14 protein-coding genes and 1 pseudogene are annotated in these 18760 nt (G+C 70.4%); 4 read left to right on the top strand and 11 right to left on the bottom strand.

What is annotated here, in order from left to right:
- Positions 1-105: 105 nt before the first annotated feature.
- The gene (glpX, locus tag ABZ412_RS13250) at positions 106-1137 is read right to left on the bottom strand and encodes a class II fructose-bisphosphatase (RefSeq protein WP_357280095.1); all 1032 of its coding nucleotides are present in this window, start codon (positions 1135-1137) and stop codon (positions 106-108) included.
- Positions 1138-1343: 206 nt separating this feature from the next.
- Here glpX and ABZ412_RS13245 point away from each other — a divergent pair, with 206 nt between their 5' ends.
- On the top strand, positions 1344-1925 hold the full coding sequence (locus ABZ412_RS13245; protein WP_357280092.1) for a DUF4245 domain-containing protein: 582 nt from the start codon (positions 1344-1346) through the stop codon (positions 1923-1925).
- A 52-nt stretch (positions 1926-1977) separates the two neighbouring features.
- Here ABZ412_RS13245 and ABZ412_RS13240 read toward each other — a convergent pair whose 3' ends face one another.
- The 3 genes from ABZ412_RS13240 to ABZ412_RS13230 all read right to left on the bottom strand — a co-directional run bounded on the left by ABZ412_RS13240 (position 1978) and on the right by ABZ412_RS13230 (position 4345).
- Positions 1978-2202: an exodeoxyribonuclease VII small subunit gene (locus tag ABZ412_RS13240; RefSeq protein WP_357280090.1), complete on the bottom strand. Its 225-nt coding sequence runs from the start codon at positions 2200-2202 to the stop codon at positions 1978-1980.
- On the bottom strand, positions 2202-3428 hold the full coding sequence (gene xseA / locus ABZ412_RS13235) for an exodeoxyribonuclease VII large subunit (RefSeq protein WP_357280829.1): 1227 nt from the start codon (positions 3426-3428) through the stop codon (positions 2202-2204). The genes ABZ412_RS13240 and xseA overlap by 1 nt, the downstream gene beginning before the upstream one ends.
- A gap of 212 nt (positions 3429-3640) precedes the next feature.
- The gene (locus tag ABZ412_RS13230) at positions 3641-4345 is read right to left on the bottom strand and encodes a lipid droplet-associated protein (RefSeq protein ID WP_357280088.1); all 705 of its coding nucleotides are present in this window, start codon (positions 4343-4345) and stop codon (positions 3641-3643) included.
- A gap of 114 nt (positions 4346-4459) precedes the next feature.
- Here ABZ412_RS13230 and ABZ412_RS13225 point away from each other — a divergent pair, with 114 nt between their 5' ends.
- Complete coding sequence (locus tag ABZ412_RS13225) at positions 4460-5476, top strand: 4-hydroxy-3-methylbut-2-enyl diphosphate reductase (RefSeq protein ID WP_357280085.1); 1017 nt, start codon at positions 4460-4462, stop codon at positions 5474-5476.
- Positions 5477-5627: 151 nt separating this feature from the next.
- Here ABZ412_RS13225 and ABZ412_RS13220 read toward each other — a convergent pair whose 3' ends face one another.
- Both ABZ412_RS13220 and ABZ412_RS13215 read right to left on the bottom strand, forming a co-directional pair.
- Positions 5628-6785 carry a DUF6542 domain-containing protein gene (locus ABZ412_RS13220; protein WP_357280083.1) on the bottom strand — a complete coding sequence of 386 codons (1158 nt, stop codon included), beginning with the start codon at positions 6783-6785 and terminating at the stop codon, positions 5628-5630.
- A gap of 117 nt (positions 6786-6902) precedes the next feature.
- A complete protein-coding gene (locus ABZ412_RS13215; protein WP_357280080.1) occupies positions 6903-8066 on the bottom strand; it encodes a DNA recombination protein RmuC in 1164 nt (387 codons plus the stop codon).
- A 278-nt stretch (positions 8067-8344) separates the two neighbouring features.
- On the opposite strand from ABZ412_RS13215, the pseudogene ABZ412_RS13210 reads away from it, so the two are divergent.
- Both ABZ412_RS13210 and ABZ412_RS13205 read left to right on the top strand, forming a co-directional pair.
- A pseudogene (locus ABZ412_RS13210) lies at positions 8345-9466 on the top strand (exonuclease SbcCD subunit D); the annotation flags it as partial.
- A 466-nt stretch (positions 9467-9932) separates the two neighbouring features.
- A complete protein-coding gene (locus ABZ412_RS13205; RefSeq protein WP_357280077.1) occupies positions 9933-13289 on the top strand; it encodes an AAA family ATPase in 3357 nt (1118 codons plus the stop codon).
- A gap of 30 nt (positions 13290-13319) precedes the next feature.
- Here ABZ412_RS13205 and ABZ412_RS13200 read toward each other — a convergent pair whose 3' ends face one another.
- From ABZ412_RS13200 to ABZ412_RS13180, 5 genes are all read right to left on the bottom strand, one after another.
- Positions 13320-13592, bottom strand: a complete 273-nt coding sequence (locus tag ABZ412_RS13200; protein WP_357280073.1) for a DUF2277 domain-containing protein — start codon at positions 13590-13592, stop codon at positions 13320-13322.
- A 65-nt stretch (positions 13593-13657) separates the two neighbouring features.
- A complete protein-coding gene (locus ABZ412_RS13195) occupies positions 13658-14176 on the bottom strand; it encodes a methylated-DNA--[protein]-cysteine S-methyltransferase (RefSeq protein WP_357280071.1) in 519 nt (172 codons plus the stop codon).
- Positions 14177-14211: 35 nt separating this feature from the next.
- Complete coding sequence (locus ABZ412_RS13190) at positions 14212-15858, bottom strand: Ada metal-binding domain-containing protein (protein ID WP_357280068.1); 1647 nt, start codon at positions 15856-15858, stop codon at positions 14212-14214.
- Positions 15859-16048: 190 nt separating this feature from the next.
- A complete protein-coding gene (locus ABZ412_RS13185) occupies positions 16049-16288 on the bottom strand; it encodes a YbdD/YjiX family protein (RefSeq protein WP_357280065.1) in 240 nt (79 codons plus the stop codon).
- A 7-nt stretch (positions 16289-16295) separates the two neighbouring features.
- Positions 16296-18611 (bottom strand): carbon starvation CstA family protein, encoded by a 2316-nt coding sequence (locus ABZ412_RS13180; protein WP_357280063.1) that lies wholly within the window; start codon positions 18609-18611, stop codon positions 16296-16298.
- Between the last annotated feature and the right edge of the window lie 149 nt (positions 18612-18760).

Below are 18760 nucleotides of genomic sequence, written 5' to 3'. Positions count from 1 at the left end.
GGGAATCGGCACACGCGGGCCGGGAATAGGGCCGCCTGTGCGCCGGAAAAGAAGCCGCCCCGGTGGATGTATCCACCGGGGCGGCAATCAGTTTGGCGATGCCGATCAGGGCAGCGGCGGGGTGGCGTGCTCGTCGCCGACGAAGTCGACCGAGGCGTACTCGCGCAGCTTGGTCAGGCGGTGGAAGCCGTCGATCATGCGGATGGTGCCGGACTTGGCGCGCATCACGATGGACTGGGTGTAGGCGCCGCCACCGTAGTAGCGCACGCCCTTGAGCAGGTCACCGTCGGTGACGCCGGTCGCGCTGAAGAACACGTCGTCACCGGAGACCAGGTCGGTGGTGTTCAGGATGCGGTCCAGGTCGTGGCCGGCGTCGATGGCCTTCTGGCGCTCCGCGTCGTCCTTCGGGGCCAGCTTGGCCTGCAGCGCGCCGCCCATGCAGCGCATGGCGGCCGCGGCGATGATGCCCTCGGGGGTGCCGCCGATGCCGATCAGCATGTCGACGCCGGACTCCGGGCGGGCGGTGGCGATCGCGCCGGCCACGTCACCGTCGGAGATGAGGCGGATGCGGGCGCCCGCGTCGCGCACGGCCTTCATGTGCTCGGCGTGGCGGGGGCGGTCCAGGATGCAGACCGTGAGGTCGGAGACCGAGGAGTTCTTGGCCTTGGCGACCCGGCGCAGGTTCTCCGCGATCGGCGCGCCCAGGTCGATCACATCGGCGGCGTCGGGGCCGACGGCGATCTTCTCCATGTAGAACACGGCCGACGGGTCGAACATGGCGCCGCGCTCGGCGACCGCCAGCACGGAGATGGCGCCGGGGGAGCCCTTCGACATCAGGGTGGTGCCGTCGATCGGGTCGACCGCGAAGTCCAGTTCGGCGCCGGTGCCGTCGCCGACCAGCTCGCCGTTGTACAGCATGGGCGCTTCGTCCTTCTCGCCCTCACCGATCACCACGATGCCGCGCATGGAGACGGTCGCGACCAGCTGACGCATGGCGTCCACGGCAGCGCCGTCGCCGCCTTCCTTGTCACCCCGGCCTACCCAGCGGCCCGCGGCCATGGCGCCGGCCTCGGTGACCCGGACCAACTCGAGTGCGAGGTTGCGGTCCGGTGCCTCGCGGCGGCTGGATGCGGTCATGAGAGGAGCCTCCTTGTTGTCAACTGCTGCGTAAATTGTCGCATTGCGGTTTTTGGCTCCATGCAAGTACTGACGTTTCACTTTCGCGCCGGTCGTGGACGTTTACGGGAAACGCCGGACACGAACGGGTTCGTCGACGGCACCACGGGGATTCGTTGACGGCAGTGTGAGCCGGGTCGCATCCGGGGGCCGTGGATACTGTGTGCGTGTCGTACCAAAAGCCGCGCAGCCAGAACGACTACAAGGACCTCATCTGGTCCTTGCTCCCGCTGGTGCTGATCTGCCTGGTCATCGCGGGCATCGCGAGCCAATGCTCCTTCACCACGAAGGGGCCGACACAGGGCCAGATTCCGAACTTCGACGTGAAGACCGCCCTCACCGACGATGCGCGGCACCTGTCGTTCCCGATCCGGCTGCCCGCCCTCCCCGACAGCGGCCCGGACAAGTGGACCCCCAACTCCGGCAGCCACGACACCATCACCGGCACCGGCGGCGGCGAACTCAGCACGGTCGGGTTCATCAGCCCCGAGGGCACCTACATGCAGCTGACGCAGTCCAACGCCACGGTGGACGCGCTCGCCAAGAAGTACGCGCCCGTGAAGGTCGCCACCGGCAGCGAGCAGCGCGGAGACCACAAGTGGAGCGTGTTCGCCGAACCCGGCTCCGAGCCCGCCTGGATCTCCGACTTCGGCGACGTCCGGATCCTGATCAAGGGCGCGGGCAACGGGGCGGCCTTCAACACCCTGTCGACCGCCATCGGCCAGGCCCAGCCGCTGCCGCGCAGCTGATCCCGGCGGCGCCGGGCCCGCTGTCCGGGCCAGGCGTCCCGCGTAGTGCCGTCTACTCCGCCGAAGTGCGGTGCGCGAGGGCGTCTTCCACGCGCTTGCGCGCACCGGCGAGATGCTGTTCGCAGCGGGTGGCCAGCGCCTCGCCGCGCTCCCACAGCGCCAGCGACTCGTCCAGATCCATGCCGCCCTGCTCCAGCATCTTGACCACGTTCACGAGCTCGTCACGAGCGCGCTCGTAGCCGAGCCCGGCGATCTCGGTGCGTTCGTCGTCGGTCATCAGGAGTCCTTCCGGGTCGGGCGGGGAGCCAGGGATTGGGAGCCGAGGGCCGCGGCGGAGATCGCGCCGTCGGCCACCCGGATACGGAGCTGGGTGCCGGGCGGCGAGTCCTCGATGGCCCGGACCACCTCGCGGTCCTTGCCGTTCACCCGCTGCACCACGGCATAGCCGCGGGCCAGCGTGGCGGCCGGACCGACCGCCGCGAGTTTCTCGCGCAGGTGCCGGGTGGTGGTGGACTCGCCCGAGAGCCGATGATCCACCGCGCGCTGGGCGGCGGTGCGCAAACGCTCCACCTCGTCGTGACGCTGGTCGAGCAGGCGCAGCGGGTCGGCCAGCACCGGGCGCGAACGCAATTGGGTCAGGGCGCGCGCCTCCCGGTCCACCCAGCCGCGCAGGGCCGCGTTGGCGCGCGACCGAAGCTCCTGCAGCAGCGCGGTTTCCGCGGCCGCGTCGGGGACGATCCGCTTGGCCGCGTCGGTGGGGGTGGCGGCGCGCAGGTCCGCCACATAATCCGAGATCGGATTGTCCGGTTCGTGGCCGATGGCGCTGACGATCGGGGTCTTCGCGGAAACGATGGCGCGGCACAGGGTCTCGTCGGAGAACGGCAGCAGATCCTCCACGCTGCCGCCGCCGCGGGCCAGCACGATCACATCCACCTCGGGATTCGCGTCCAGAGCCGTGATGGCCTCCAGGATCTGCGGCACCGCGGTCGGGCCCTGCACGGCGGTATTGCGGATCTCGAAGCGCACCGCGGGCCAGCGCTGCGTCGCCACCGTCACCACATCGTGCTCGGCGGCGCTGGCGCGGCCGGTGATCAGGCCGATCCGATTGGGCAGGAACGGGATCGGACGCTTGAGTCGCGGATCGAACAGGCCCTCCGCCGCCAGCAGCGCCTTCAACCGCTCGATGCGGGCCAGCAGCTCGCCGATGCCCACCGGGCGAATCTCGGTGACCCGCAACGACACCGTGCCGCGACCGGTGAAGAACGACAACTTGCCGTACACGACGACCCGGCTGCCCTCCTGCAACGGCACCGCGGAACCGCGCAGCAGCTCCGGATCACAGGTCACCGACAGCGACATGTCCGCGGCCGTGTCCCGCAGCACCAGAAACGCGGTGCGGGTGCCCGGACGCAGATTCATCTGGGTGATCTGGCCCTCCACCCACACCGCGCCCAGCCGGTCGATCCACTGCGCCACCTTGACGGCGATGGTCCGCACCGGCATCGGGTTCTCGGCGGATGAGCTCGGCGGCTTCGCGGCGCCCGGCGTCGTATCGGTGCTCACGCCGACGATTCTGTCAGTGCCCACCGACGCGACGGCGCAGCGCCCACCGACGCGACGGCGCAGCGCCCACCGACGCGACAGCGCATGGCCCGCCGACGCGACAGCGCCGACCGTCCGGGGCGTGTCCCGTACGGTCGGCGCCGATCGAATGATTACTGCGCCGAGACCGTCGCGATGCGGTTGGTCAGCATGGTGACGAAGGGGGCGCGGTCGAGCGTCTGCTTCTCGTAGTCGAGGAGGGTTGTCAGATCGTCCATGGACAGTTGACGTAGTCGCGCGCGCAGCTGGGCGATGGTCATGTCCCCGTACGCGAAGCGGGTCGCCACTTCGGGCTCGGTGACGGAGGTCTCGGGCTCGGCGGCGACCTCCGGCTCGGCCGGGGCGGGCTCGACGTCGGCCACGAGTTCCAGCTTCGCCGGGGCGCTGCCGTTGTGGCCGTTGGTGGCGGCCTTGGAAGCCATTGTGGGCGCGGCGGTCTCGGTGGCCTCCGGTTCGGCAGCCTCCTGCGCGGCCGATTCGGCGGGCACCGGAGCGGGTTCGGGCTCGGTGAAGAGGTCGAAACGGCTCCGGTAAGCCGATTCGGCGCCGAAGCCAGGAGTTAGCTCGTCGTCATCGTCCTCGTCGAAGGTGGCCCAGGCGGGCTGCTCCTCGGACTGGGTGAGCAAACGGTCGAAGACGGCGTCGCCCTTGAGGGCGAGGCTGGTCACGAACTGCTGGAGGTGCATGGTGGTCTGCAGCATCTGGCTGATCGCCGTGATCGGGAAATTGATCGCGGTCGCCGGTAGCCGACGAGTTTCCTCGAGAGCGTAGACGGCGGCCCCGGCGGCGACCCGGGCCAGGAACGGAGGTCGGAACATGCCCCTAGCCTGCCCGAAACGCCGTGTGATGCAAAGGTGACAGACCACGAAAAGTGATTGTGATGCCAACCTCCGCGCGAATGCGCACCGGGCCGCACACGTATTCTGTGGGGCATGTCCTCGGGTATCCCTTTGAACGTCGGAATCGTCCGGTCCGCGGCGGGTGATGCCGGCGCGCCGCTGAGTCCTTCGCACAAGCGCGTACTACTCGCCGAACCCCGCGGTTATTGCGCCGGTGTGGACCGGGCGGTCGAAACTGTGGAGAAGGCGCTCGAAAAGCACGGCGCCCCCCTCTATGTCCGCAAAGAAATCGTGCACAACCGGCATGTGGTGGAAACACTGCGGGACCGCGGTGTGATCTTCGTCGACGACACCGAGGAGGTGCCGGAGGGCGCGCTGGTGGTGTTCTCCGCGCACGGCGTCTCCCCGGCCGTGCACGAATCCGCCGCCGCCCGCAACCTGCGCACCATCGACGCCACCTGCCCGCTGGTCACCAAGGTGCACCAGGAGGCCAAGCGCTTCGCCCGCGACGACTTCGACATCCTGCTCATCGGCCACGAGGGCCACGAGGAGGTCGAGGGCACCGCCGGTGAGGCGCCCGAGCACGTGCAGCTGGTGGACGGCCCGGACGCCGTCGACGCCGTCACCGTGCGCGACGAGAACAAGGTGATCTGGCTCTCCCAGACCACGCTGTCGGTCGACGAGACCATGGAGACGGTCAACCGGCTGCGGCAGAAGTTCCCCAAGCTGCAGGATCCGCCCAGCGACGACATCTGCTACGCCACCTCCAACCGTCAGACCGCGGTGAAGGCGATGGCCCCCGAATGCGATCTGGTGATCGTGGTCGGCTCGCGCAACTCGTCCAACTCGGTGCGGCTGGTGGAGGTCGCGCTCAGCGCGGGCGCCCGCGCCTCGCATCTGGTGGACTACGCCCGCGAGGTGGATACCGCCTGGCTGGAGGGCATCGGCACGGTCGGCGTCACCTCGGGCGCCTCGGTTCCGGAGATCCTCGTCGAGGGCGTACTGGAACTGCTGGCCGAGCACGGTTTCGGTGAGGTGGTGCCGGTCACCACCGCCAATGAGACGCTGGTCTTCTCGCTGCCGCGCGAACTGCGCGCCGCGCGCGGGTAATCCCGCGGCCGGGTTTTATCCGGCTACGAAAACACATTCGCGCCTGCCACATTCGTTGTGGCGGGCGCGAATTGCTATCTGGATGATCTTATTTCGTCCCGAATTTCGTGATTGCCGGAAATCTACGGCGATCGTCGCTCGCGTGTCGCGGTCAGCGTTCGATGCGGCCGGAATCGCGTTCGCGATAGCGCACATTCGGACGCGGGTGCGGGGGCACCTCGCCCGGCTGCGGGCGACGACGGCGGCCGCCCTCGGCCGCGGGGGCCGGATTGGCGCCGGGAGCCGCGCCGCGGCCTGCGGCCTGTTCCGGACTCTGGGCGCGGCGGCGGCGGCCGTCTCCCGCGGCGGGCTCCGGCGCGGGCTGCGCGGCCCGGCGTTCCCCGGTGCGGGTGCGGTCGGCCGGGGCGGCGCGACGCTCGCCGCCGCGGGGCGGCTCGGCGGGGACCGCGCGGCGTTCCCCGGTGCGCGGCGGCTGCTGCTCGCCGTACTGGCCGCGGCGGCGGCCCTCGGCGGGGGCGGCGGACTGGTCCGGGCGCGCCGGGCGGCGGCGGCTCTCGGTGGCGGGCGGGGTGCGATCGGCGGCGGCCGGATCGGCCTCGCGGGAGCGGCGGCGGGTCTCACCGGACTGCCGGTTCGCGCCCACCCGCGGCGGTCCGGCGGCGACCCGGCCGGTGGCGCGGCGGGACGAACGGGCGGACTCGGTTTCGGTGGGCTCGGTCACGCCCGCGCCCGTGGTGTCGTCGCCGGGCCGGAAGCGGCGTCTGGCGGGGTCCTTGGCGTCGGTGGGCCGGGTGCGCTGGGCGCGGGCGCCGCCGGGCCGGGTGGCGCGACCCCGGAGCGTGCGGGCCTCGCCGTCGCCGCCGTCCTTGCCCTCCTTGCGGTGCATGGCGATCCGGACCCCGCCGACGATCAGCACCAGCGTGGTGGCCAGCGCCATCGTGGGGAACCGGTTCACCAGCGGGATGGCCAGATTCAGCAGGATCTCGCGCAGCTTGAAGCTGCGGGCGGAGCCCAGCAGGAGCTGGTACGACACCGGCACCGCGATGAACAGCAGCAGCGGCGGCAGCACCAGCGCGGTGAACAGTCCCCGGAAGCGGACCGCGAGCACGGCCAGCAGACAGCCGATCACATAGAGGCTGGCGAACGTGCCGGTGAGCTCGTCGCCGCCCATCGAATCGATCAGGAACCCGACGAACGTGCACGTCACGGCGATCAGGACCGCGATGAGGGCCGAGACGCCGGGAACCGACGGCAGGATCGAACGGTGCGACGGGGGCACCTCGGTTCGCTCGCGTTGGGTAACTGCCACGTCAAGCACACTAAGGCATATCGGTGTTTCACGAGGCAGGCGACATCGGGCAGGTATTCCGAATCGTGTGAACCAGGAGTTAGCTACGGCGTGTGCGCCCTGGGACCGAGCGGTTGCTCAGGCCTCACCCGCCGCGTCGCCGCGGAACCGATAGTCGTCTCCGGCGAAGCTGACCGCGCGGGGCCAGCTGTCGATACCGCGGACCTCCGGCGGGGCGGCGTCCGCGACACCGAGATCGTGCATCTTGCGGGCCGTCACCAGCACGCGCGACTCCATCGACGCGACCGTGTGGTTGTAGGCGTCGACCGCCTTGCCCAGCTGGGCTCCCAGCCGGTCCAGGTGGCGGCCGGTGGTGCCGAGCCGGGTGTAGAGCTCGCGGCCGAGCTGCTGGATCAGGGCCATGTCCGCCGACATCGCCTCCTGCCGCCAGCCCAGCGCCACCGTGCGCAGCAGGGCCATGAGCGTGGTGGGCGTCGCCAAGACCACATTGCGACCGAAGGCGTACTCGAGCAGTCCGGAATCGGCGGTGAGCGCCGCGTCCAGGAACGGATCACCGGGCACGAACAACACCACGAAATCGGGGGAGGGGTCGAAGGCCGCCCAATACTCCTTGGCCGCCAGCTGATCCACGTGATTGCGCAGGTGCCGCGCATGCAGGGCCAGATGACCGGCGCGCTCGCGCGGGTCCTCGGTCCCCGCGGCGTCGAGGAACGCGGTGCACGGCACCTTGGCGTCCACCACGATCTGACGACCGCCGGACAGCCGCACCACCAGGTCCGGCCGCACCACCGTGTCGCCGCGGCGGGTCACCTGGGTGTCGAAATCGCAGTGCCGGGCCATCCCGGCCAGCTCCACCACCCGCTCCAGCTGGATCTCGCCCCAGCGGCCGCGCACCTGGGGCGCGCGCAAGGCGGCTACCAATTGACCGGTCTGGGTGGACAACTGGTGCGACATCCGCTGCATGCCCGCGACCTGTTCGCGCAGGCCCGAATACGCGTTGATGCGGTTGTGCTCGACCTCCCGGATATGCCGGTCCAGGCTGCCGACCGCGTCGCGCAGCGGTTCCACCAGCGCGCCGATCGCATGCGACTGCCGCCGCGCCGCGTCCTCACTGGCCGCCCCGAGTGATTGCCGCAACAACTGCTCGTTGTCCCGCATGGCCGCCAGTCTCGCCTCGGCCATCGCACCCCGCTGCCCCGCCCGCGCGGCATGCCCCAGCCAGCCCAGGGCCAGCCCCGAAATGAACACCAACAGCAGCGCGAACAGCATCGGTGCGGTCATGGCCTGTGATAGTGCCGTACGGCACCGACAATTCGGTGAAGCTCGCCCGCCTGCCCGTGTCTTCGGCGGACGGCAGCGAGCCGTCGACCCTGCCGGATCCACGCCGACGGCTGGGTGCCGAACCAACTCCGGGCGTACCCGGCGAGTTACCCGGACCATCGCGAAAACAGTTGTCTCCTTGGCGGACGCTGAATCGCCCGGACATACATCGGCGTGTTTCAGTCGACTCGCCAGGGTGTAGCCCAACCTGTCGGAGCGATCGCCTAGCGTTCTCCGGCATGCGGATCCTGCACACCTCCGACTGGCATATCGGGCGCACCTTTCACGGCGTCGATCTGCTGACGGATCAGGAGTGCTCGCTGCGGGCCATCGCGGAATTGGTGGGGGCCGAGGGGGTGGACGTGGTCGTGCTGCCGGGGGACGTGTACGACCGTTCCATTCCCAGCGCGGACGCGATCGCGGTGTGCAATCGGGGATTCGAGGCAATTCGGGCAGCGGGGGCGACGATTATCGCGACCTCCGGAAATCATGACTCGCCGACTCGGCTGGGTGCGCTCGGCAGTTTCGCGGCGGCGGGCGGATTGCATTTGCGCTGCCGGATCGCGGATGTGGCGCGGCCGATCGTGCTTTCCGACGAGTTCGGTGAAATTGCCTTTTACGGCATTCCGTACTTGGAGCCGGAGATCACCCGGGTGGAATTGGGTGTACCGCAGGCGCGTTCGCACGCCGAGATTCTGGACGCGGCCATGGGGCGGGTGCGCGCGGATCTGGCGGGGCGGACCGGGGCGCGTTCGGTGGTGCTGGCGCACGCGTTCGTGGTGGGCGGTGAGGCGACGGGCTCGGAGCGTTCCATCTCCGTGGGCGGGGTGGAGACGGTGTCGCTGTCGGCGTTCGACGGGATCGACTACACCGCCCTGGGGCACCTGCACTCGCCGCAGACGCTGTCGGAGTCGGTCCGGTATTCGGGATCGCCGCTGCCGTATTCGTTCGGCGAGCGCTCGCACCGCAAGGCCGTGTGGATCGTGGATCTCGACGCCTCCGGGCTCGCGGAGGTGCGGCGCCACGACCTCCCGGTGGTGCGCGGCCTGTCCCAGCTCACCGGACCGCTGGAATCCCTCCTGGAATCGCCGGAGCACGCCGAAGCCGAAGGCCACTATGTATCGGCCACCCTCACCGACACCGCGCGCCCCGTGGACGCCCTGCGCCGGCTGCGCGACCGCTTCCCGCACGCCGTCCACGTGGAATGGCAACGCCCGGACGGCAACCCGGAACTCCGCTACCGCGAACGCGTCCACGGCCGCCGCGACACCGAGATCGCCCAGAGCTTCCTCGCCGACGTCCGGGGCGTCCCGACCGCGGGCGAGATGACCTGGCTCGAACGCGCCCTCTCCGCCGCCACCCGCGAGAAGGACGGTCCCCGCCGCTTTTCCGCGCCGGATGAGCGCACGGCATCTCCTGCCGTGGCGGCCGCACCCGCGGCGGCTGCCCCCGTGGAGACCGCATCCGTGCCGGCCGAGGCGGTTTCCGCGCGGACGGCCGCGGTGCCGACCGAGGTGAGTGCCATTCAGGGCGCTGCCGCGTCCGCGGCGGCGGATGTCGCCCGGCCGGCGGCGGCCGAAGCGGAGCGGGTGGTCAGCGCGGCCGGGTTCGACGGGTCGGTGCGCGGGGCGGACGCGGCGGAGGCCGATGCGGTGCTCGGGTTGTTCGATGTGGAGGAGTTCGGTCTCGGGACGGGTGAATCCGGCGAGACCGCGGACGGGATGACCGCGTGAGCGTTGGGGTGCGGGGCATTTCGGCGTGTCCCGCCGCCGTGGGCGCGCGATCGGTTGTCGAATGGGTCGAAGCGTTGCGGGAAGGGGTCACGGCATGCGGCTGCATCGGCTGGAGTTGACGGCGTTCGGGCCGTTCGCCGAGACGGCCGTGGTGGATTTCGACGAGCTGGGCGCGGACGGGCTGTTCCTGCTGCACGGGCAGACCGGGGCCGGGAAGACCACGGTGCTCGACGCCATCGCCTTCGCGCTGTACGGGAAGGTGCCCGGCGCGCGCGAGGAGGGCAAGCGCCTGCACTCCGATCACGCCGACGAGCAGACCCCGCCCCGGGTGCTGCTCGAGGCCACGGTCGGTGGCCGGACCCTGCGCCTGATCCGATCCCCGGAATTCCTGCGGCCCAGCAAACGCGCCAAATCCGGGTGGGTGAAGGAGAATTCGGTCGCCACCCTGGAATGGCTCGACGGCCGCGGCCAGAACCTGTCCCGCATCCCCGATATCGGTGACGAGGTGCTGCGCCTGCTCGGCATGAGCGCCGACCAGTTCTTCCAGGTCGTTCTGCTGCCCCAGGGCGATTTCGCGCGCTTCCTGCGCGCCGACAACGAGGAACGCGAGAAGCTCCTCGAAAAGCTCTTCGACACCGAACGTTTCGGCACCGCCGAACAGTGGCTCATCGACAAGCGCCGCGCGAGCACCGCCGAACTCGACACCCGCAAGCACGGCATCGATGCCTTGATCGCCCGCGTCGGAACCGCCGCGGGTCTACCCGCCACCGATTCCGCCACCATCCTCGAATCGGTCGCCTGGTCGCAGTCGCTGCTGACCGCCGCCCACGCCACGCTGACCGCCACCTCCGCGGACCTCCGACAGCGCCAACAGGATTCGTCGAAGGTCCGTGCCGCCGCCGAGGCCGAGCGCCGCCGCCACGACCTGTTCCGCCGCCGCGCCACGGCCCGGACCCAGCTCGCCGACTTCACCGCGACCGCCACCCACCGCGCGGCCCGCCAGTCCGAGCTCGACCGAGCCCGCCGTGCCGAACCGGTCGCCGCCGCCCTCGCCGAGGCCCGCGCCGCCGCCGTCGCCCTGCGCCGCCGCACCGACGACGCCACCCGTGCCGCCGAACAACTGGCCGACCGCCTCCTCGACCCCGCGACCGCCGAACTCCCCGGAACCACGTGGGCCGCAGCCGACCTGGCCGCCGCCGAACTCGCGGGCACCGACCTCGCCACCGACCTGGCCGACCTCCCCGCGCCCGGAATCCAGCCGGGAACGGACGCCGGTCGTCCTGTCGAACACGATGGGCCCGGTCGTGACGGCGAAGCCCCCCGGGGCAGCGGCAACGGTGTGGACCCGACACGGCCGTTGGCCGCAGACACTCCAGGTCAGGTCGCCGGTGACGAGGTTCCACACCTTCGCGCGAACCGCCTTGGCACGCAGATCGATACGGGTTCGGCGGGCGCCGGTGGAAAGGACGACCTGTCCCGGGCCGGTTCCGGCGGCGGTCTCGAGGCCGCGGTGCAGCGGTGGAGTGCGCAGGTGGGGGCGCTGGACGAGGTGCGGGCCGATGCCGAGTCGGCGAATCGGCTGACTCGGGAATTGGCGGGGCTGCGCACCGAGCAGAAGGATCTGGGGGGTCGGGCGGCGACGTTGATCGCGCGGCTGGGGGAGTTGCCGGAAGCTGTTGCGGGGGTGGAGGTCCGGTTGCGTGGGGCCGCGGATGCGGCGGCCGCGCTGGCCGGGCTGGAGGCGGAGTGTCTGCGGTTGCGGACGTCGGCGCAGGCCGCGGTCGAGCTGGAGCGGAAGCGAGGTGAGCTGGCGCGGGCGGGGACCGGGTTCGAGCGGGCGAAGACCGCGCACGCGGAGGCGTGGAAGCGGACGCAGGCGCTGCGGGAGCAGCGCATGGCGGGGATGGCCGCGGAATTGGCGGAGGCGCTGGTCGAGGGGGAGCCGTGCGCGGTGTGCGGGTCCGACGCGCACCCGAATCCGGCGCGGCCCGCGGACCACGCGGTGTCCAAGGCGGACGAGGACGCGGCGCTGGCCACCGAACGGGCCGCGGAGGCCGCCCGGGAGCGGGCGGGTCAGCTGGTCGCGGACCTGGAGCGGGACGTCGAAGTGCTGGTCGAGCGAGGTGGCGACGTCGACAAGGCGGAATTGGCGGCGGCGCTGGATGATTCGACGCGGCAGTTCACCGCGGCCCAGCGGTCGGCGGGGCTGGTGGACGGGCTCACCGCCGAACTGAACACGCTGCGGGCGGATCAGACCCGGCTCCAGAACGAGGCGCGCGAGTGCGAGAGCCGCGTGAGTGCGACGACCGAGCGGATCGTGGCCACCGATCGTCGGCTGGCCGAACTCACCGAGCGGCTGCGCGCCGCCGCCGGAGCCGACGGCACGGTCGAGCGGCGGCGCGCACGGCTGGCGGCCCTGGTCGAAGAGGCCGGTGTGGTCCGCGCGGCCCGCGTCGAAGCCGTCACCGCCCGTGAGCAGGTGGCCGCGGCCGCCGTGCGGGTCGAAAAGCTGTCGTACGAAGCGGGTTTGGTGGAATCCGCGCCCCCGGTGATGGGGGAGTCGGGCCCGGATTACACCGTGCTGGGCGAGTACGCCCGCGCGGTCGACGCCGCCTCGCGCACGACCGCGCAGCAGTCGGAGATCGAAGACGAACTCGTCGCCGCCGATCGCGCTCGCGCCCACGCCGAGGCCGTCCTCGCCGAACCGGAGATCCGCGCCGCGGGGGACACGGAACCGGGTGATCCGGGTGAACTGGAAAACGCTGTGGCCCAGTCGGAATCGGAGCTGAACCGAGCGGTCGCGGCGCACGCCGAAGCCGAGCGGCGGGTCCGGCAACTCACTGGGCTCTGCGCGCAATTGCAGTCCGACGTCGAACACATCGCCCCGCTGCAACGCGCTCACGACGAACTGGCCCGCCTGTCCGAGGTGGTCGCGGGCCGCGGCGAGAACAACCGCCGCATGTCCCTGCGCTCCTACGTCCTGGCCGCCCGCCTGGAAGAAGTGGCCCTGGCCGGATCGGTCCGCCTGCGCCGAATGTCCGGCGGCCGCTACGAATTCGTCCACACCGACGCCGCGGGTCCCCGCGGCCGTCGCGGCGGCCTGGGTCTCGACATCCGTGACGATTACACCGGCGCGGTCCGCCCCGCCAAAACCCTCTCCGGCGGCGAGACCTTCACGGCCTCCCTGGCCCTGGCCCTGGGCCTGGCCGACGTCGTCTCCGCCGAATCGGGTGGTCTGGTCATGGACACCCTCTTCATCGACGAGGGTTTCGGCAGCCTCGACGCCGACACCCTCGACTCGGTCATGGGCGTCCTCGACGAACTCCGCTCCGGCGGCCGTGTGGTCGGCGTGGTCAGCCACGTCGACGAAATGCGCCAGCGCATCCCCAGCCGCCTCCACGTCATTCGCGGCCGCACCGGCTCCCGCCTGGAAACCTCGGTCGGCGTCTGACCGGCCGCCTGCGCGGCCTCGCGGTGTCGGTCAGCTGCGGGCGAAGCGGACTTCGGCTCGGGCTCGGGCCTTGGCGGCTTCGACCTCGCGGTCCTTGGGCGGGGCGTTGGTGGTCAGGCCCTCGAGGAGGCGGGTGGTGGCGGCGGTGATCTCCTCGACGGCGAGGTCGAAGGCGGCCTGATTGGTTTGGGAGGGTTTGTTGGTTCCGCTGATCTTGCGGACGTATTGCAGGGCCGCCGCGTGCACCTCGTCCGGGGTGGCCGGCGGCTCGAAGTTGTGCAGGGTGTGGATGTTGCGGCACATGGTTGCGAGCGTACGCCGGGGCACCGACACCCCGGTCGGGGCGATACCGCTGGTCGGGGGTCGGATCAGGCGGATTCGTGGTCGAGCAGCCAGCGTTTGACGGGCAGCCCGTAGCGGAAGCCGCCGAGGCTGCCGTCGGTGCGGATGACGCGGTGGCACGGGACGAACAGGGCCGCGGCGTTGCGGGCGCAGGCGTTGGCGGCGGCGCGGGTGGCGGCGGGGCGGCCGGAGATGACCGCGAAGTCGGTGTAGGTGACCGGCTCGCCCGCGGGAACCTTGCGCAGGATCTCCCAGGCGTGGGTGAGGAACGGCCCGGAGACCTGCCGGACGGGAATGGCGTCGATGGCGGTCAGATCACCGGCGTGATAGTCGGTGATGGCCCGCGAGACCGGCCCGAGCGAGTCACGGGCTCGCAGTTCGGCGGGCCGGATGCTGGGGTGGATGAGCACGCGCAGTTCCTCCGCCGAGGCGGTCCAGCCGGAGGCCAGGACCACCCCGTCGGCGTCCACCACGGCCGTGAACGGCCCGGCCGCGGTGGTCGTGGTGGCGTAATCCGCTGGTGCGTGGGTATTTTCGGAGCTCATGAGGGGTGTCCTCCGGGTGGGAGTCGGCGGCGTGCTCACTGGGCGGCGCGTCGGCCGAGTGGTTCGATTTTCGCGGAGGCCCGTGGCTCGGGGTTGGCCAGGGCGTGCTTCCACAGGTGCATGGTCAGGTAGGACCGCCACGGCGACCAGCGGGCCGTCGCGGTGAGATCCACGCCGAGCAGGGCGGCCCCACGCCGCACCACCAGATCGGACGGCAGCAGTACGTCAGGGTCGGCGAGCAGGCGCATCGTCACGTAGTCGGCGGTCCACGGCCCGACGCCGTCGAGGGCCAGCAGGTCGCGGCGCAGTTCGGCGGCGGTGCGGCCGGAGTGCAGCACCAGGTCTCCGGAAGCGAGGGCCTTGGCCGCGCCGACGATGGCGTCGATCCGCCGCCCGGGCCCGGTGAGCACCTCGGAGCCGCGTTCGGCGATGGCCTCGGCGGTGGGGAACAGGTGCGGGATGGGCCCGTCGATGGGCTCGCCCAGGTGCTGCACCAGTCGCGCGGTGTGGGTATTGGCGGCCGCCACCGAGATCTGCTGCCCGATCATGGTGCGCAGCAACAGCTCCGGACCGTCCAGACAGCCCGGCACACGGATGCCCGCGGGCAACACGATGTCGTTCGCCCGAACACCGCCGTTCGTACGCGGCACGACACCGTTCGCCGGCGACCCGGCACTGCTTGCCGCCGAGGCGCTGTTCGACCGCTGCGCGGTCGGATCCGCCCCCGGCGCCTCACCGGGTAGGCCCACACGTAACGGCATCCCCGCCATACCCGCCGTCAACGCCTCGTCGATACCGACCGGATCGGCGTCGAGGTCGAGGAAATGCCGGATGCGCGCCACGGTCGGCGCGAGGTCCCGCATGTCCTGCAACGACAGCGCCGCCCGCACGTGCCCGGGCTGAATCGACAGCCGAATGGTGGTGTGACCGTGTGGCGTTCGCAGGCTCCGCGTGTACACCCCGTTCTCGTACAGCTCCAGCCCGGGCGTCGCGTGCGCCGCGAGGAACCATTCCAGCCACGACCGGTCCAGCGGTTCGCGGTAGGGCAGGCGCAGGGTGAGCAGCCCGTTGGTGGCGGGCAGGGTGTCGCCGTTGCGGCGCCGGGATTCCTCGCGCAGCGCGGTGGGGCTGACCGCGAAGACCTCGCGCACGGTGTCGTTGAACTGCCGGATGCTGGCGAATCCGGCCGCGAACGCGATGTCGGACATGGGTAGCCGGGTGGTCTGGATGAGCAGTCGCGCGGTGTGGGCGCGGTGGGCGCGCGCCAAAGCCAGTGGGCCCGCGCCGAGTTCGCCGGTGAGCACCCGGGTGAGCTGGCGTTGCGAGTAGCCGAGGGCGTTGGCGAGGGCGGGCACGCCGCCGCGTTCGATGACGCCGTCGCCGATCAGCCGCATGGCCCGGGAGGCCAGGTCGGCGCGGGTGTTCCACAGGGGTGACCCGGGGGCGGCGTCGGGCAGGCAGCGGCGGCAGGCCCGGAATCCGCCCTGCTGGGCGGCGGCCGCGGTCGGCAGGAAGGTGACGTTGGCCCGTTTGGGGGTGATGGCCGGACAGGAAGGGCGGCAATAGATTCCGGTGGTGCGCACCGCGGTCACGAAGTGTCCGTCGAACCGGGAGTCCCGGGTGGCCACGGCGCGGTAGCAACGCTCGAAGTCCAAGTCGTTCGCACTCACGCATACCACCATGTCAGCCCGAGCTCACCCGCGCTAGCGGAAATCGGACACCACTGCCCCGCCTTCCCGGATATTCAGTGGGCGATGGGGGGCCGCCGACCGTCGGGCACCCGTGCCGGCGGTTCGGGAGCGAACCGATTTCGGGTGTACCCGGGGAGCTACCCCGAACGCCGCGGGATCAGCGGGCGCCGTGGCATTCGGATCAGCAGCAGCGGTTGGCTGGATTCCTGGTCGCGGCGGCGTGCCGGTCGCGCCAGTAGTCCCGCTCGGTGGGAATCTCGCAGCCAGGATGGTGCAGGCGCTGATGCTGCACGTAGCGGGCGTAGTCGTTGCCGCCGAGGATCGAGTTGAACCACCAGGCAACGGCTTTCACGGCCCGGACGAGGGCGAGCCCCGCCCGCCGCAGCGGACCTGCGGTGGACGGGGCGTCGGGGGTGGTCATCGGCGCGTCAATGCCTCGCGCCGGGTGTGACGACCTTGCCCTCGGCGATCAGGGCGTCCCATTCCTGCTGGACCTCCCGCTCCGCCTTGGTAGCGATGAACCCCTTGGGGCCGAACAGCTTCGAGGGCACTTCCTCGGTCTCGGTGGTCGAGCTGCCGCCCGCGCGGATGGCCTTCACACAGACCCAGACGCCGACCAGGGCCACGATCAGCACCATCACCGCGAACACGATCGACAGCGTGCCCTGGATGAAGGTATTGCGGATGATCTTGTCCATATTGCTGATCTGCACGTTCAGCGCATCGACATCCTTGATGCCCTTCGGCAGCTGACCGGAGTCGCGGGCCGCGATGTAGGCGTTCTGCTTGTCGATGGTGTTGTAGTGCAGCGTCCAGTAGCCGATCTTCGGGTCACCCGAGAAGATCTTCTGGAACGAGGCCGTCATGGTGACGATCAGGTCCCAGACCAGCGGAAGCGCCGGAATCCAGGCCCATTTCAGCAGGCCCTTCTTCACCACGATCACCAGCACCACCGTCAGCGCGATGGCCGCGAGCAGCTGGTTGGAGATGCCGAACAGCGGGTACAGCGTGTTGATGCCGCCCAGCGGGTCGGTGACGCCCATCAGCAGCACCGAACCCCACGCGGCCACCACGAGTCCGGAGCAGATGAACACGCCCGGCCACCACGACGGGTCGCGGAATTTCTTGGCGACGCCGCCCAGGTTGCCCAGCGAGTCCGAGAGCATGAACCGCGCGACACGGGTGCCCGCGTCGATGGTGGTGAGGATGAACAGCGCCTCGAACATGATGGCGAAGTGGTACCAGAACGCCTTGAGACTGTTGCCGCCGATGAACTTGTGCATGATCTCGGTCATGCCGATGGCGAGGGTGGGCGCGCCACCGGTGCGGGAGTAGACGCGGGACTCGCCCGTGCCCGCCGCCACGTCGTTCAGGTACTGCGCGTCGATCGGGTTGCCGCTGAGGCCGAGCTTGTTGACGCTGTCGGCCGCCGCCTGCGCGGAGGTCATGTTGGGGGTGTTGATCGCGAAGTACAGGTGCTGGTCCAGGATCGACGCGGCGATGATGGCCATGACCGCGACGAACGACTCCATGAGCATGCCGCCGTAGCCGATCATCCGCGCCTGCGACTGCTTCTCCAGCAGTTTGGGCGTGGTGCCCGAGGACACCAGCGAGTGGAAGCCCGACAGCGCGCCGCACGCGATGGTGATGAACAGGAACGGGAACAGGCTGCCCGCGAAGGACGGTCCGTTGGAGTTGCTCGCGAACTGGGAGACCGCGGGGGCCTTCAGCACCGGCATGGTGGCGAGCACACCGAGGGCGAGCAGGCCGATGGTGCCGATCTTCATGAAGGTCGACAGGTAGTCGCGCGGGGCGAGCAGCATCCACACCGGCAGCACCGACGCGACGAAGCCGTAGATGATCAGCATCCAGGAGATGGTGGTGCCCGACAGCGTGAACAGGTCACGGCCCCAACCGGATCCGGCGACCCAGTTGCCGGAGATGATGGCCAGCATCAGCGCCGCGAAACCGATGATCGACACCTCGCCGACCTTGCCGGGACGCAGGTAGCGCAGGTACAAGCCCATGAACAGGGCGATCGGGATGGTCATGGCGATGGAGAACACACCCCACGGGCTGCCGCCCTCGAGGACGTGGGTGGTCTTGTTCTCGGTCGCCGCAAGGGCATTCACGACGACGATGCCGAGCACGGCGAGCAGGATCATCATGATGACGAGCACGGCGACGATGGCCGCCACGCCGCCGACCACACCGAGTTCGTCGCGCGCCATCTGGCCCAGCGAGCGGCCGCGGCGCTTCACCGACGCCCACAGGACCAGGTAGTCCTGCACCGCGCCGGCGAGCACCACGCCGACGATGATCCAGATGGTGCCGGGCAGGTAGCCCATCTGGGCGGCGAGCACCGGGCCGACCAGCGGGCCCGCGCCGGCGATGGCGGCGAAGTGGTGGCCGAACAGGACCCGCCGGTCCATCGGCATGTAGTCCTTGCCGTTCTCCATCTCCTCGGCGGGAGTGGCGATATCGTCACGCGGCTTGGTGATCTTGTATTCGATGAGCCGCGCGTAGAACTGGTAGGCGAGCACGTACGTGCACAGGGCCGCGATGACGATCCACACCGCGTTCACGTTCTCGCCGCGCACGAACGCGAGGATGGCCCAGGCGATCGCGCCGACGACGGCGATGGCGAGGAAGATGCCCTTCTTCGCCGATGTCATGGGTGTCCGGTCCACGACGCCCACCGGTGGTAGGTCGGGATCCGTCCGGAGGTACTCGATGGTCGCCATGCGCCAACTCTCCCGTGCGGTACAACGGTCACTGATTCAAATGGTCACAACGTAGCCCAACCGACATGCGTCTGAACCGGCTTTGACCAGCCGTTCACCTGCATCTCGTACCGCCGGGTTCGGTTGGCCCGGGGGACGCTGTACCGGGG

It is taken from the genome of Nocardia sp. NPDC005746, from assembly GCF_040630785.1.
Taxonomy (GTDB): Bacteria; Actinomycetota; Actinomycetes; order Mycobacteriales; family Mycobacteriaceae; genus Nocardia.
This window is presented reverse-complemented; position numbering and strand designations above follow the sequence as displayed.

Bases quoted from the DNA above. Each gene is read 5' to 3' on its own strand.
- ABZ412_RS13185 (WP_357280065.1), bottom strand. From the start codon at position 16,288: ATGACCACCCCCGACGCCCCGTCCACCGCAGGTCCGCTGCGGCGGGCG.
- ABZ412_RS13240 (WP_357280090.1), bottom strand. From the start codon at position 2,202: ATGACCGACGACGAACGCACCGAGATCGCCGGGCTCGGCTACGAGCGC.
- ABZ412_RS13195 (WP_357280071.1), bottom strand. From the start codon at position 14,176: ATGAGCTCCGAAAATACCCACGCACCAGCGGATTACGCCACCACGACC.
- ABZ412_RS13200 (WP_357280073.1), bottom strand. From the start codon at position 13,592: ATGTGCCGCAACATCCACACCCTGCACAACTTCGAGCCGCCGGCCACC.
- ABZ412_RS13230 (WP_357280088.1), bottom strand. From the start codon at position 4,345: ATGTTCCGACCTCCGTTCCTGGCCCGGGTCGCCGCCGGGGCCGCCGTC.
- xseA (WP_357280829.1), bottom strand. From the start codon at position 3,428: ATGCCGGTGCGGACCATCGCCGTCAAGGTGGCGCAGTGGATCGACCGG.
- glpX (WP_357280095.1), bottom strand. From the start codon at position 1,137: ATGACCGCATCCAGCCGCCGCGAGGCACCGGACCGCAACCTCGCACTC.
- ABZ412_RS13180 (WP_357280063.1), bottom strand. From the start codon at position 18,611: ATGGCGACCATCGAGTACCTCCGGACGGATCCCGACCTACCACCGGTG.
- ABZ412_RS13205 (WP_357280077.1), top strand. From the start codon at position 9,933: ATGCGGCTGCATCGGCTGGAGTTGACGGCGTTCGGGCCGTTCGCCGAG.
- ABZ412_RS13190 (WP_357280068.1), bottom strand. From the start codon at position 15,858: ATGGTGGTATGCGTGAGTGCGAACGACTTGGACTTCGAGCGTTGCTAC.
- ABZ412_RS13225 (WP_357280085.1), top strand. From the start codon at position 4,460: ATGTCCTCGGGTATCCCTTTGAACGTCGGAATCGTCCGGTCCGCGGCG.
- ABZ412_RS13215 (WP_357280080.1), bottom strand. From the start codon at position 8,066: ATGACCGCACCGATGCTGTTCGCGCTGCTGTTGGTGTTCATTTCGGGG.